This window comes from Streptomyces sp. CNZ287 (genome assembly GCF_007827615.1).
Genome location: NZ_VISV01000001.1, coordinates 93657 through 107278, shown reverse-complemented (window position 1 = coordinate 107278; position 13622 = coordinate 93657). Strand labels below are relative to the sequence as shown.

The window sequence follows — 13622 nt, the reverse complement described above, 5'->3', positions numbered from 1 at the left end:
TCCCGCCTCAGGCGGTCATGAACTCCTCGCGGACGATCCCGCCCGCCGTCGCGCACCACGTGGCCACGTCCATCGCGCCCGTCGCGGGCAGCCCGTGCAGCTCCTGCATCTCGGCCACCGCCTTCGTCGTCGGACCGTTGTACTTGCCCGTGGCCTTCGCCAGATGCAGCTTGCGCACCAGCATCTGCTGCACCGCGAGCACCGCCTCCCCGCTGTGGCCCGTGCTCACCGGCACCGTCAGGGCCTCCCACGTGGCGTTGTCCAGCGTGCCGTCGTCCGCGGTCGGCAGCCCCATCGTGCGCTGGAAGGTGTGCACCGCCTCCAGCGTCGCCGGCCCGTACACGCCGTCCGCCTTCAGCTCGTACCCGTACGCGCGCAGCAGCCGCTGCGCCATCTCGACCGTGCCGCCCTTGCTGGACGTGTACGTGTCGGGCCAGGTGCGCTCCGGGATCTCGTCCGGGCCCTGGCCGAGCACCTGCGCCACCTGCCGGCGCAGCGCCGGGAACTCGCGGTAGAAGAGCGCGCCCGGGCACTGCGTGTCGTTGAAGTCCCAGTGGCCGAAGATGCGGTCCGCGCCGAAGCCGTACTGCGTGCCGATCGTCACGCACAGCCGCTGCAGCGAGAACACCAGCGCGGGCGTCGGGGTGTCGTTGACGTAGTGGCCGTCGTTCTCGATGCCTATGGCGCGCCTGTTCTCGCCGACCGCGTGCGCGCTGACGACCTGGTGGCCGCCGTCGGCCAGCGCCTCCAGGCTGCCGTGGCGGCCCTCCAGGACGTAGCCGCCGCGGCTGATCGTGAAGTGCTGGCCGCTGTCGATCCAGCCGTTGTCGTCCATGTGCAGATCCTGGATCTTGCGCGCCATGAAGACCGCGGCCTCGTACGAGTAGTCCGTGGTGTTCGGGAAGGCGGTGTGGTGGACGACGATCTTCGTGGTGGTGCCGGACGAGACGGAGACGGTGCCGCTGGGCGGCCGGGCGCCCCAGTCCCCCGTGCCGATCACGTACGACGGGTCGTCAGCCGTCCGGCGCAGCGAGGTGCCGCCGTCGGCCGCGGCGCTGCCGCCGAGCAGCAGCGCGCCGCCCCCGCCGGCGACGAGCACGGCGCCCGCGCCGGCCTTGAGCGCGGTTCGCCGGGAGACATACACGGGCCCAGGTCGCATGGCGGTCCTCTCACGGTGCGGGTTGCGGGGGGTCGGCACGCTGCTCCGTGTACGTATGTGGAACGGACATCCTGTTTATCCGACCGCGTCTGCCAATGTCCAGACCACCAAGGTCAGTTGCGCCCGGAACCGGTCCCGCCGCCCGGCCGCCCCGCCGCCCCGCCCGCTCAGCCGCCCGGCTGCCAGGGCGGCGTCTGCCCCCACTCCCACTTCGGCATCGGGCCCGCCGTGGGCGGCGGGTCTTCGGCGGAATAGACGAGCGCCATCCGCGTGCCCCACTCGATGTAGTACGAGAACACCGCCCGGAACTCCGGGTCCGTGGGCAGGCCCACCTCGTCCGCGCTGTCCATCAGCAGCGACACCCAGCGCCTGCGCTGCTCCTCGGTGATGTGCCGGCCGAGGTGCATGCGCGCCATGTGGTCGTGGCCGCCGCGCTCCGCGCTGTAGCGCTCGGGGCCGCCGAAGACCTCGGCGAGGAACATCGCGACGTGCCGCGGGTGTTCACCGTCCATGCCCGCGAACACCGGGGCCAGGACCGGGTCCTTGCGCACGTGCCCGTAGAAGGTCGCGGTCAGCCGCAGGAACGCCTCGTCCCCGCCGGCCCACTCGTAGATGCTCGGGGTGTCCTCGCTCACGCCCCGTCCTCCGCGTCCTGTGCGGGCCCGCCGGCCGGTGCCCCGCCGGCGGGCGCCTCGTCCGCCGGCCGGTCGGGGCCCTGGGCCCGTACGTGCCGCACGTGCTCCAGCGAGTCCCGCAGCTCCCGCAGCCAGTCGTCCGCGTGGCTCTCCACCAGCCGTACGCACCACCCCAGCGCCTCGCTCCGGCTGCGCGCCACGCCCGCCGCGATGAGGGTGTCGAGCACCTGCCGCTGCGGTTGCCGCAGCCGGGTCATCACGGGCGCGGAGACGTTCGTGAAGATCTCCCGCCGGCCGCCGCACTCGGCGCCCCAGGAGACCTTCCTGCGGTAGCGCCGCTCGGCCGCCCGCGCCACCGCCATGCGCTCCTTGCGCGTGCGCTCGCGGAACTCGGCGATGCGGCCGTCCAGCGCCGCGTCGCGCTCGGCGGGGGTCGCGTCCTTCGCGAGCCCCGCGGGCCCGGGGATCGGGCCGACGACGCAGATCTCCTCGCGGTCGACGGTGACCTCGACCGGTGAGGCGTACAGGCCGTCGGGCAGCCGCCCGGTAAGCCATCCTCGTATCTCGTCCGTGTCCTGGGATGTAATCATGTAATCGAGATTACTCCTCCTCCTTGGGGGAAGAGAACGGGCGGCCCGGCGAAATTCCCGCAAGAATCTTTGGCGGAGCATGTCGAGAACCGCCGGCCGGCCCCGACGTCTCCTGTGAGAGGCGCCCGCACCGGGTGCCGGGAACACGGGAAGTGAGAACCATGAAGTACCTGGTGATGATCTACGGTTCGCAGGCCGACTACGACGCCATGAACGGCAAGGGCTCCGAGGGCCACCCCGCCTGGACCGAGAAGGACCTGCAGGCGATGTTCGAGCACATGGGGTCGATCAACAACGACCTGGCCGAGTCCGGCGAGCTCGTCGACGGCCAGGGACTCACGGCGCCCAAGCAGGCCATCCTCGTCACCCGCGGCCCCGACGGGGCGGCCGTCGTCTCCGACGGCCCGTTCGGCGAGACCAAGGAGGTTCTCGCGGGCTACTGGGTGCTGGACTGCGCCGGCGACGAGCGCGTTACCGAGATCGCCAAGCGTGTCCACGAGTGCCCCCTCCCCGAGGGCTTCCCGTCCTCCGACATCGTGATCCGCCGGATCCAGGAAGAGCCCCAGGACAAGTGAGCGCCCCTGTCGAGGACCTGCTGCGCCGCCACGCGCCGCAGGTCCTCGGCGCCCTCGTCCGCCGCTACGGCCACTTCGACGCCGCCGAGGACGCCGTGCAGGAGGCCCTGCTGGCCGCCTCCGGCCAGTGGCCGGCGCAGGGGGTGCCGGACAACCCGCGGGGCTGGCTCATCCGCGTCGCCTCCCGCCGGCTGACGGACGAGCTGCGCAGCGAGGAGGCCCGGCGCCGCCGCGAGGAGTCCGCCGCCGCGCTCACGCCCCGCGACGACTTCCGCGCGCCGCCGCCGGGGGAGGCGCGCCACCCCTCGGAGGACGACACCCTCACCCTCTTGTTCCTCTGCTGCCACCCCGTCCTCACGCAGCCGTCCCGCATCGCGCTGACGCTGCGCGCGGTCGGCGGTCTGACCACCGCGGAGATCGCCCGCGCCTTCCTGGTGCCGGAGGCGACGATGGCGCAGCGGATCAGCCGGGCGAAGAAGAACCTGAAGGACGCGGGTGCCCGCTTCCGCCGTCCCGAGCCCGGGGAGCTGCCGGGGCGCTTCACCGCGGTGCTGCACGTGCTGTACCTGATCTTCAACGAGGGCTACACCGCCACCTCCGGAGCCGCCCTGCGCCGCGCCGACCTGGCCGCCGAGGCGATCCGCCTCGCCCGCGCCGTGCACGCGCTCGTGCCGGACAGCGGCGAGGCCGCCGGGCTGCTGTCGCTGATGCTGCTCACCGACGCCCGCCGCGACGCCCGCAGCGGTCCGGGCGGCGTCCTGGTCCCGCTCGACGAGCAGGACCGCGGGCGCTGGGACCGCGCGCAGATCGAGGAGGGGGTGGCCCTCGTCAGCCGCGCCCTGACGACCAGCGCCCTCGGCCCGTACCAGGTGCAGGCCGCCATCGCCGCCGTGCACGACGAGGCGGAGCGCGCCGAGGACACCGACTGGCGGCAGATCCTCGGGCTGTACGACCTGCTGGCGAGCCTCGCGCCGAGCCCCGTCGTCAGCCTGAACCGGGCGGTGGCCGTGGCGATGGCCGACGGGCCGCGCGCCGGGCTCGACCTGCTGGACAAGCTCGCGGACGACCCGCGGCTCGCGGAGCACCACCGTCTCGACGCCGTACGGGCCCACTTGCTGGAGCTGGCGGGGGAGACGGGGGCGGCGCAGGAGGCGTACGGGCGCGCGGCGGAGCGCACGTTGAGCGTGCCCGAGCAGCGTTACCTCCAACTGCGCGCCGCCCGGCTGCGCTGACGGACGGCGCGCCGGCGGCCACAAGCCGCACGAGGTGACGGTGACGCTGGAGAACGCCGGCGACGCGAAGTTCGACCCGGCCATGACCCTGCTCATGGCCCGTGCGGGGAGGAGGGCAACGAGGCCGAGGAGATCTTCGACGGCCAGGTCGGCGGCGGCTTCGCCGGCACGCTCCTGCCCGGCAGGAAGGCCACGCAGAAGTTCGCCTTCTTCGTCCCCGGGGGCGCGAAGAACCTCGACGTCGAGGTCGTCGTGGGCGACTTCGGGAAGGAGCCCGCCACCTGGAGCCTCCCGCTCTGAGGCCCGTCCGGCCGGCGCGCCCCGTCCCCGTCCCCGTCCGGGAGCGCCGGTGGGACGGCCCGGCCGCTGTGGCCGCCAGGCGGTACATTGCGCTCATGTCGATACCGCCGGGCCCGCCGCCGAATCCGTACCAGCAGAACAACCCCAACCCCTACGCACAGCAGCAGCCCCAGGGCTCGGTGCCGCAGCAGTATTCCTACGCCCAGCCGACGATGCCCGCCGGTGTCCCGATCGCCGGCCAGCCCGCGGGTGGCCCGCCGGGCCAGCCGCCCGGCCAGCCCCCGGGGGCGCCGCCGCCCGCCTTCGGCGCGGCGGAGAAGAAGGGTGTGCCGGCCTGGCTGTGGGGCCTCGGGGGCGTCGTGGTCGCCTCCGCGGTGTGGGCGGGCGTGCTCTTCGCGACCGGCGGGTTCGACTCGTCGGAGGACCCCGAGCCGGTCCTCGGCTACGGGTTCGAGAAGGATCTCTGCGAGAGCACCGAGCTGAAGGCGTTCGAGGAGCGGTACGAGATCCCGGACGCGTCCGACGCCACCGGCTGGGGCTCGGAGCAGGACGCGCTGTCCCAGAGCTTCTGCAGCTGGAGCCTGACGGACCGTGAGCAGGACCCGGACGACTACTCCAGCTCGTACGTCTCCGTGACCGCCATCTGGCACGGGGCGTCGGACCCCACCGGCGAGTTCGCCCCGACGTACAAGGGCTACGAGGACCGCTCGGACGCGGACTACAAGTACGAGACCGAGCCGGTGAAGGGCTTCGGCGAGGAGGCGTACCTCGTCCGGGAGAACGGCGAGGGCGACAGCAGCAGCCGCTCCATGAGCCTGGCCGTGCGCGACGGCTGGTTCACCTACCAGATGGACTGGAGCTTCTACGGAGGCACCGACTCCACCGACCCGCCGTCGCCCGACGAGGTGGAGCAGATGCTGAAGGACGAGACGAAGACGGCGCTCGCCGATCTCAAGAAGTGATCGGCCGCCGGGACAACGCGCGCGTGGCGGCAAGAAGTTGCCGCCACGCGGGTGTAGCAGGGAACTGCCACGGGCGGGCGGGCCGATTCGGGCCGATGCGCGCCGATGCGCGCCGGGGCGGCCCGGAGACCGGAACGCGCCCGTACCGTCCGTGACGGTACGGGCGCGCGGGTGACCGTAGCCCGTGAGGGGCTCAGCCCTGCTTGGTCTCCCAGAAGATCTTGTCGACCTGGGCGATGTAGTCCAGCGCCTTCTGGCCCGTGGCCGGGTCGGTGGAGCCCTTGGCGGCGCTGAGGGCCTTGAGCGTGTCGTTGACGAGCTGGTGCAGCTCAGGGTACTTCTCGAAGTGCGGGGGCTTGAAGTAGTCGCTCCACAGCACCGAAACGTGGTGCTTGGCAAGCTCCGCGCGCTGCTCCTTGATGGTGGTGGCCCGCGCCTGGAAGTGCGGGTCGTCGTTGCCCTGCATCTTCTCCTGGATGGCCTTGACCGATTCGGCCTCGATACGGGCCTGGGCCGGGTCGTAGACGCCGCAGGGGAGGTCGCAGTGGGCACTGACCGTCACCTTGGGGGCGAACAGGCGAGAAAACATGGAAAGCAGCCGTCCTTCCTCGTGATCGTCTTCCAGGTGGGACATTACTCCGTGGGGAACGAAAATTCGCGAGTGCCCCGGAGGGCTTAGGTCAAAAGTCCAGTGGAAGGCTGGGCCTTGTGGACGACAGGCCGGAGGTGCATGCCCGATGCAGGGCCAGGTGAACGAGCGCAGGCACGACGCCGGGCGCCGAGGGCTGCAGCGCCTCGGCCTCGCGGCGGTCGACGGTCCGTCGATGGTGCCGACGCTGCGTCCGGGGGATCAGCTTGTCGTGCAGTACGGGGTGGAGGTGCGGCCCGGTGACGTGGCGGTGCTGTGTCATCCGTTCCAGCAGGATCTGCTGATCGTGAAACGGGTGGTGGAGCGGCGCGACGGCGGCTGGTGGGTGCTCGGCGACAACCGGTTCGTGGAGAACGACAGCCGGGAGTTCGGCGCCGTACCGGACGAACTGGTCGTCGCCCGTGCCCTCCTGCGCCTGCGCCCCCCGCGGGGCCTTCAGCGCTCGGTCCGCTCGGTCCCGGCGGCGGTCTCCTGGGCCGCCTCGGCGGTGCGGCCGTTGGCCTGGCGCTTCCGGGCGCGGTAGGCCGCGACGTTCGCGCGGGTGGCGCAGCGGTCGGAGCAGTAGCGGCGGGAGCGGTTCGTCGACGTGTCGAGGAAGACGTTGCGGCACGGCGTGGCCGCGCACAGGCCCAGGCGGTCGACGCCGTAGTCGGTGAGGTGCACGGCCAGCCCCATGCACGCCGCGGCGGCGAAGCCCGCTCCCGAGTTGGCCGACTGCTCCGCGATGTGCAGGTGCCACTTGGGCCGCCCGTCCTCGTCGCGGAAGTCGTGCCCGCTGACCTGCGGGCTGACCGGGAAGTCGATGAGCAGCGCGTTGAGCATGTCGACGGCGCGTACCTCGTCGCCCTCGTCCGCCGCTTCGAAGATCCCCCGCAGCCGGCCGCGTACCTGGCGCAGCCTGCTGACGTCGGCGTCCGTGGCCCGCCGGGTGAAGTTGCCGCTGTCCCGGAAGAGCTCCTTGGCCGCGTCCAGCGAGGTCAGCGAGTCGGTGCCGCGCTCCGGCTCCTCGGTGTTGACGAGGCGCACGGCCATATCTGAGTAATAGGCCAGTTCCACTTGGAATCCTTACGGGCTCGGCTTATGCTGACGCGGCGGGGCCGTAATGGACGACCCCGTATAGAGGGTATTACGCAGCAGAGGCAGGGGAGGCAGCAATGGCCGGAACGACCGCCGCCGCAACGCCCGTGGGTGCCGACTGGCAGGGCTGGCAGGCGAGCTGGGACCGCCAGCAGGAGTGGTACATGCCGGATCGCGAGGACCGCTTCCGGGTGATGCTCGACGCCGTCGAGGCCCTCGTGGGACCCGAGCCCCGGGTGCTCGACCTGGCCTGCGGTACGGGCAGCATCAGCGCCCGGGTGCTGCGCCGCTTCCCCGGCGCCCGCACCACGGGCGTCGACCTCGACCCCGCGCTGCTCACCATCGCGCGCGGCACCTTCGCGGAGGACGCCCGCGCCGAGTTCGTCACCGCCGACCTCGCCAAGCCCGACTGGGCGGCGCGGCTGCCGCACGGTTCGTACGACGCGGTGCTCACCTCCACCGCGCTGCACTGGCTCTTCTCCGACCAGCTCGCCACGCTCTACGGGCAGATCGCCGGCGTCGTCCGCGAGGGCGGGATCTTCGTCAACGCCGACCACATGCCCGACCCCGCCACGCCGGCCATCAACGAGGCCGTGCGCAACTGGAGCAAGGTCCGCCAGGACCGCGAGCGGGCGGAAGGTGTGCTGGACTGGGCGGACTGGTGGCGCGTGGTCGCCGCCGACCCGGTGCTCGGCGGTCCCGCGGCCGAGCGCTTCGCGATATTCGGCGACCCGAACGACCCGAACGAGGGCCACGCCGACGGCGATGTCCAGGCGCCCGCCTGGCACGCCGAGACGCTGCGCGCGGCCGGCTTCGCCGAGGCCCGTACGGTCTGGGCGGCCGCGCGGGACGCGGCGGTGCTGGCGCTGCGCTGACCGGCCGCGCCGGCGGGCGGCGTCAGCCGCGGTAGCGCAGCCCGTCGACGAGCAGCCCGATCATGCGCCGCGTGTACTCCTGGTCGTCCGGGTCGATGATGCTGCTGAGCGCCTGCAGCAGGTCGTCGGGGGTCACGTCGGAGCGGATGTCGCCGGCCGCGGCGGCGGCGTCCAGCAGGTCGGTCAGGGCGGGGACGAAGCGCTCCTGGAAGTACCCGGGCAGGCTCTCGTACGCGCAGTCGCCGGAGTGGAGGGCGGCCTTCAGCCCCTGCTTGGCGGCGATGAACCGGGTGAAGCGGTGCAGCCACCGCGTCAGCGCCTCCACCGGCTCGTACTGCGCGGCCAGGGCGGGGGCGGCCGCGGCGCAGGCGTCGACCTCGTTGCGGAAGACGGCCGTGATGAGGTCCGAGCGCTGCGGGAAGTGCCGGTAGAGCGTCCCCGCCCCCACCCCTGCCTTCGCCGTGATGCGGCGTACGGGCGCGTCCACGCCCTCCGTCTCGAAGACCTCGGCGGCAGCGGTCAGCAGCGCGTCGAGGCTGCGCCGGACGTCCGGCCGCATGCGGCGGCCGGGGGCCGGCTCCCCCGTGGTGCTGCGCTCAGGCATGCGCGGACCCCTTGCAAAAACGGAACGTTGTTCCGTATTCTCGGACTGAACGGTGTTCCGTATTCACTTTACCGGTGCGTACGACCCGCAGTCCACGCAGGAGGAGAGCCATGCAGTACCGCACGCTGGGCCGGACCGGGATCAAGGTCAGCCCCTACTGCCTGGGCGCGATGATGTTCGGCGCCCAGGGCAACCCCGACCACGACGAGTCCGTCCGCATCATCCACAAGGCGCTGGCCGCGGGCGTCAACTTCGTCGACACAGCCGACATCTACGGCCACGGCGAGTCCGAGGAGATCGTCGGCAAGGCCCTCAGGGGCCGCCGCGACGACGTGGTGCTCGCCACCAAGGCGCACCTGCCCATGGGCGACGACCCCAACCGGCAGGGCAATTCCCGCCGCTGGCTCGTCCGCGCCCTGGAGGACTCGCTGCGCCGGCTCGGCACCGACCACGTCGACCTGTTCCAGATCCACCGGCCCGCCCCCGACACCGACATCGAGGAGACCCTGTCCGCGCTCACCGACCTGGTGCGCGCCGGGAAGGTGCGGGCCGTCGGCACCTCCGCCTTCCCCGCCTCCGACCTGGTCGAGGCGCAGTGGACCGCCGAGCGGCGCGGCCTGGTGCGGTTCCGCACCGAGCAGCCGAACTACTCGGTCCTCGACCGCGGCATCGAGCGTGAGGTGCTGCCCGTCTGCGAGCGCTACGGGATGGGCACGCTGGTCTGGAGCCCGCTGGCCGGCGGCATGCTGACCGGCCGCTACCGCAAGGGCCAGAAGCCCACCACCTTCCGCGGCGGCTACGGCTTCCGGCACCTCGCCGACGAGCGCAGGCTCGACACCGTCGAACGGCTCCTTCCGCTCGCGGAGAAGGCGGGCCTGTCGCTGACGCACATGGCGCTGGCCTTCGTGATCTCCCACCCGGGCGTCACGTCGGCGATCATCGGGCCGCGCACCATGGAGCAGTTGGACGACCTGCTCGCGGGCGCCGGGACGGCCCTCGGCGACGACGTGCTGGACGAGATCGACGCCATCGTGCCGCCGGGGACGGAGGTCGGGCGGCTGGACATGGCGTACGACCCGCCGGCGATCCTCCACGCCGGGCTGCGGCGCAGGGCGCCGGCGGAGCGCGTGGCGGCCTGAGGCGTACGGGCCGTACGCCACCGCCCGTAGGCCCACCGCCCGTACGGCACGGCCCGACTGCGCCTCCGTACGACGCGGAGCGGGGCCGCCCGGCACACACTGCCGGACGGCCCCGCTCGCGGGTTCTCCACGGCCCGTACGGCGCCGCCGGGCGTGCGCCGTACGGGGCCGCGCGCCTGCTACCGCCTCGCCACGCCCTCCGCGCGCGCCGCCGCGGCGACCGCGCGCGTGATGGCCGGCGCCACCCGCTCGTCGAACGGCGACGGGATCACGCACTCCGGGCTCAGCTCGGCCGCGACCACGTCGGCCAGCGCCTCGGCCGCCGCCAGCTTCATGCCCTCGGTGATCCGCGAGGCGCGGACCTGGAGCGCCCCGGCGAAGATGCCGGGGAACGCGAGCACGTTGTTGATCTGGTTCGGGTAGTCGCTGCGGCCGGTGGCGACGACCGCCGCGTACTTGTGCGCCACGTCCGGGTGGATCTCCGGGTTCGGGTTGGCCATGGCGAAGATGAACGCGCCCTCCGCCATCGTCGCCACCGCCCGCTCCGGCACCGTGCCGCCGGAGACGCCGATGAAGACGTCCGCGCCCGCGAGCGCCGACTCCAGCGAGCCGGTACGCCCCGCGCGGTTGGTCAGCTCCGCCAGCTCCCGCTTGGCGTCGGTCAGGTCCTCGCGGTCCGCGGAGACGATGCCCTTGCGATCGGCGACGACCACGTCCCCGATGCCGGCCTCCACGAGGATCTTCGCGATCGCCGCGCCGGCCGCGCCGGCCCCGGAGATCACCGCGCGCAGCTCGCCGAGCGACCGGCCGCTGAGCTTCGTCGCGTTGCGCAGGGCGGCGAGCGTGACGACCGCGGTGCCGTGCTGGTCGTCGTGGAAGATCGGGATGTCCAGGCGCTCCTGGAGCTTGCGCTCGATCTCGAAGCAGCGGGGGGCGGAGATGTCCTCCAGGTTCACCCCGCCGAAGGAGGGCGCCAGCCGCACCACGGTCTCGACGATCTCGTCGACCTCGCGGCAGTCCAGCGCGACGGGGACCGCGTCCACGCCGCCGAACTGCTTGAAGAGGATGGCCTTGCCCTCCATCACCGGAAGAGACGCCTCCGGCCCGATGTCGCCGAGGCCGAGGACCGCGCTGCCGTCCGTGACGACGGCGACCACCTGGGACTTCCAGGTGTAGTCGTGGACGAGCTCGGGCTGTTCCGCGATGGCGGTGCACACCTTGGCGACGCCCGGTGTGTAGGCGAGCGACAGGTCGTCCCTGTCGTTGACCGGCACGGTCGCCTGGACGGCCATCTTGCCGCCCCGGTGGAGCGCGAAGGCCGGGTCGAAGTAGTCGTCGTCTGGGCTGTCGGACGTATCCGTCCCGCTCGGAGGGTTGACGATCTCCGCTGCCACGTTGTTGACCCCTTAGTCACAGTCATAGAAAGAGGAACCACCCCTCTCGGTCGAGGGGTGGGCGGGCACGTGTCCGGCCGCCTGGCCGCGGAGTGAGCGCCATGGCCACGGTGAGGCCCGGACACCGGGCGCGCCGCACTCGCGCCCTGGGCCCCGGATTTGGGGTGTAAGTGTCCGTTGTACAGGAAGCCGAGCGCCCCGTGCGAGCAACTTCTCGAGACTGAGCGGAGCCGAATCGCATAGCCATGCGGACGCTTGCATACTGCGAAATGGTGCGATTCGCGGGCCTTTAGGCGGAATGCCGCAACGTGAGCTGCGTCTCATTACCGAACCTGTTATCGGATTTTGACCCGGCAGCATTCCTGAGCCGTGTCTTCCGGATGCAAAGATGCCGTCGTCGGCAGTCGTCGACATACGCCCCAGGCGCACCAAACCGCCGCGTCCGGGGCCGTGAACTTCTGACCCCCGTTCACCCCCCGCAGGAGGATCCCGCAATGAGCCCTCGCACCACCCGGCGCACCGGAGCAGCCAAGTCTCGACTGGTGGCCGTCGGGGCACTCGCCGCCGCGGGGGCCCTCGTGCTCTCGTCCTGCGGCGACCAGACCGACGACGGGGGCGACGGCGGCGACGGCGGCGAGTCCAAGACCTCGTCGAACGCGGCGCCCGGCGCGCTGCCCAAGGCGATCAAGGACGCCGGCGTGATCAAGGTCGGTTCCGACATCGCGTACGCCCCGATGGAGTTCGACCAGGGCGGCAAGCCCGCCGGCGTCGACATCGACATCGCCAACGCGCTCGGCGAGGAGCTGGGAGTCGAGTTCCAGTTCCAGAACAACGTCTTCGACAACCTGATCCCGTCGCTCGACTCCGGCCGCTTCGACATCATCATGTCGTCGATGACGGACAACAAGGAGCGCCAGGCCGAGGTCGACTTCGTCGACTACTTCTCCGCCGGTGTCTCCATCCTGGTCCAGAAGGGCAACCCCGAGGGCATCTCCACGCTCGACGACCTGTGCGGCAAGACCGTCGCCTTCCAGCGGGGCACGGTCAGCGCGGACATCGCCAAGGCGCAGAACGAGAAGTGCGACAAGCCGATCAAGACGCTGCCCTTCACCAAGGACACCGAGGCGCTGCAGCAGGTGAAGCAGGGCCGGGCCGTCGCCGACCTGAACGACTTCCCGGTCGCCGCGTACAACGCCCGCGAGTCCGGCGGCGGTGAGGACTTCGAGGTCGTCGGCGAGCAGATCGACGCCGCCCCGTACGGCATCGCGGTCTCCAAGGACAACGCCGAGCTGCGCGACGCGCTCGCCGCGGCGCTGGACGCGATCATCGAGAACGGTGAGTACCAGAAGGTACTGGAGAAGTGGGAGGTCCAGCAGGGCGGCGTCGACAAGGCCACCGTCAACGGTGGCAACGAGTAACCAGCGCCCGCAGCCGTTCCAGAGAGAAGTCCTCCCGTGACCGACCCGACCTCACCGGGCCCGGCCGACAAGCGGCCGGCCGGGCCCGACCTCGCGAAGACCGGCACCGCGACCGCGGTGCCGCCCGAGGCGATCAAGGCGATACCCGTGCGCCACCCCTGGCGCTGGGTGAGCGCCGCGGTCGTCCTCGCGCTCCTCGGGCTGCTCGTCTACGCCTTCGCCAACGCCAAGATCGAGTGGGGCGATGTCCCCGAGTACCTGTTCTCCGACCGGGTGGTCGAAGCCGCCGGGAACACGCTGCTGATCACCGTGCTCGCCATGCTCCTCGGCGTGGTCCTCGGCATCGTGCTCGCGATCATGCGGCTCTCGGACAACCCGGTGACCTCGGCGTTCGCCAACCTCTACATCTGGTTCTTCCGCGGCACCCCGGTGCTGCTGCAACTGCTGCTCTGGTACAACCTCGGCCTCGTCTTCCAGACCCTCAACCTGGGTCCGCTCTACAAGAACGAGATGACCGACGTCATGACCCCGTTCGTGGCGGCGCTCCTCGGCCTCGGCCTCAACGAGGCCGCGTACATGGCCGAGATCGTCCGGGCCGGCATCCAGTCGGTCGACGAGGGCCAGACGGAGGCGTCGCACGCGCTCGGCATGAGCCGGGGGAAGACGATGCGGCGCATCGTGCTGCCCCAGGCGATGCGGGTCATCGTGCCGCCGACGGGCAACGAGTTCATCAACATGCTGAAGACCTCGTCGCTGGCGATGGTGATCCAGTACACCGAGCTGACGTTCGTGGCGAACGAGATCTCCGCGACCAACCTGAACCCGATGGAGATGTACATCGTCGTCGCCATCTGGTATCTGGCGATGACCAGCGTGTTCAGCGTGATCCAGTACTACATCGAGCGGCATTACGCCAAGGGCTCCGTGCGCCAGTTGCCGCTGACCCCGTGGCAGAAGATCCGGCGGAGCATCTTCTCCGGGCCGCGGCTGAAGGGAACGAGGTGAGCGCCGCC

General features: G+C 71.6%; 15 protein-coding genes. 8 read left to right on the top strand and 7 right to left on the bottom strand.

The features are described from left to right. Nucleotides 1–7: 7 nt before the first annotated feature. The 3 genes from FB457_RS00465 to FB457_RS00455 all read right to left on the bottom strand — a co-directional run bounded on the left by FB457_RS00465 (nucleotide 8) and on the right by FB457_RS00455 (nucleotide 2384). The gene (locus tag FB457_RS00465) at nucleotides 8–1159 is read right to left on the bottom strand and encodes a peptidoglycan recognition protein family protein (protein ID WP_253911413.1); all 1152 of its coding nucleotides are present in this window, start codon (nucleotides 1157–1159) and stop codon (nucleotides 8–10) included. Between the two features lie 167 nt (nucleotides 1160–1326). After that, nucleotides 1327–1794, bottom strand: coding sequence for a group II truncated hemoglobin (locus FB457_RS00460; RefSeq protein ID WP_145780409.1), 468 nt, complete (start codon nucleotides 1792–1794; stop codon nucleotides 1327–1329). After that, nucleotides 1791–2384, bottom strand: a complete 594-nt coding sequence (locus FB457_RS00455) for a hypothetical protein (RefSeq protein WP_052770452.1) — start codon at nucleotides 2382–2384, stop codon at nucleotides 1791–1793. Before FB457_RS00455 ends, FB457_RS00460 begins: the two co-directional genes overlap by 4 nt. A gap of 161 nt (nucleotides 2385–2545) precedes the next feature. Between FB457_RS00455 and FB457_RS00450 the strand changes: the two genes are divergently transcribed. The 3 genes from FB457_RS00450 (at nucleotide 2546) to FB457_RS00440 (ending at nucleotide 5453) form a co-directional block, all read left to right on the top strand. Then, the gene (locus FB457_RS00450) at nucleotides 2546–2959 is read left to right on the top strand and encodes a YciI family protein (protein ID WP_047017978.1); all 414 of its coding nucleotides are present in this window, start codon (nucleotides 2546–2548) and stop codon (nucleotides 2957–2959) included. Then, nucleotides 2956–4191 (top strand): sigma-70 family RNA polymerase sigma factor, encoded by a 1236-nt coding sequence (locus FB457_RS00445; RefSeq protein ID WP_145780408.1) that lies wholly within the window; start codon nucleotides 2956–2958, stop codon nucleotides 4189–4191. The genes FB457_RS00450 and FB457_RS00445 overlap by 4 nt, the downstream gene beginning before the upstream one ends. 395 nt (nucleotides 4192–4586) lie before the next feature. Then, nucleotides 4587–5453, top strand: a complete 867-nt coding sequence (locus FB457_RS00440; protein WP_047020361.1) for a hypothetical protein — start codon at nucleotides 4587–4589, stop codon at nucleotides 5451–5453. A gap of 193 nt (nucleotides 5454–5646) precedes the next feature. Here the strand turns inward: FB457_RS00440 and sodN are convergent, their stop codons facing one another. Beyond that, a complete protein-coding gene (gene sodN / locus FB457_RS00435; RefSeq protein WP_047020362.1) occupies nucleotides 5647–6042 on the bottom strand; it encodes a superoxide dismutase, Ni in 396 nt (131 codons plus the stop codon). A 148-nt stretch (nucleotides 6043–6190) separates the two neighbouring features. Here sodN and sodX point away from each other — a divergent pair, with 148 nt between their 5' ends. Beyond that, the gene (sodX, locus tag FB457_RS00430; protein ID WP_047017980.1) at nucleotides 6191–6625 is read left to right on the top strand and encodes a nickel-type superoxide dismutase maturation protease; all 435 of its coding nucleotides are present in this window, start codon (nucleotides 6191–6193) and stop codon (nucleotides 6623–6625) included. Here the strand turns inward: sodX and FB457_RS00425 are convergent. After that, nucleotides 6538–7158 carry a CGNR zinc finger domain-containing protein gene (locus FB457_RS00425; protein WP_047017981.1) on the bottom strand — a complete coding sequence of 207 codons (621 nt, stop codon included), beginning with the start codon at nucleotides 7156–7158 and terminating at the stop codon, nucleotides 6538–6540. The two genes, sodX and FB457_RS00425, sit on opposite strands and share 88 nt — an antisense overlap. A gap of 98 nt (nucleotides 7159–7256) precedes the next feature. Between FB457_RS00425 and FB457_RS00420 the strand changes: the two genes are divergently transcribed. After that, nucleotides 7257–8054, top strand: coding sequence for a class I SAM-dependent methyltransferase (locus FB457_RS00420; RefSeq protein ID WP_047017982.1), 798 nt, complete (start codon nucleotides 7257–7259; stop codon nucleotides 8052–8054). Between the two features lie 22 nt (nucleotides 8055–8076). On the opposite strand, the gene FB457_RS00415 is transcribed toward FB457_RS00420, so the two are convergent. After that, on the bottom strand, nucleotides 8077–8658 hold the full coding sequence (locus FB457_RS00415; RefSeq protein ID WP_047017983.1) for a TetR/AcrR family transcriptional regulator: 582 nt from the start codon (nucleotides 8656–8658) through the stop codon (nucleotides 8077–8079). 110 nt (nucleotides 8659–8768) lie between these two features. Between FB457_RS00415 and FB457_RS00410 the strand changes: the two genes are divergently transcribed. Beyond that, the gene (locus FB457_RS00410; RefSeq protein ID WP_047017984.1) at nucleotides 8769–9797 is read left to right on the top strand and encodes an aldo/keto reductase; all 1029 of its coding nucleotides are present in this window, start codon (nucleotides 8769–8771) and stop codon (nucleotides 9795–9797) included. Nucleotides 9798–9976: 179 nt separating this feature from the next. Here FB457_RS00410 and FB457_RS00405 read toward each other — a convergent pair whose 3' ends face one another. Next, complete coding sequence (locus tag FB457_RS00405) at nucleotides 9977–11191, bottom strand: NAD(P)-dependent malic enzyme (protein ID WP_047017985.1); 1215 nt, start codon at nucleotides 11189–11191, stop codon at nucleotides 9977–9979. 494 nt (nucleotides 11192–11685) lie between these two features. Between FB457_RS00405 and FB457_RS00400 the strand changes: the two genes are divergently transcribed. Together FB457_RS00400 and FB457_RS00395 are read left to right on the top strand one after the other, a co-directional pair. After that, complete coding sequence (locus FB457_RS00400; RefSeq protein WP_047017986.1) at nucleotides 11686–12609, top strand: ABC transporter substrate-binding protein; 924 nt, start codon at nucleotides 11686–11688, stop codon at nucleotides 12607–12609. Between the two features lie 36 nt (nucleotides 12610–12645). Beyond that, entirely contained in the window at nucleotides 12646–13614 is a 969-nt protein-coding gene (locus FB457_RS00395; RefSeq protein ID WP_047017987.1) for an amino acid ABC transporter permease, read from the top strand. Nucleotides 13615–13622: the final 8 nt, after the last annotated feature.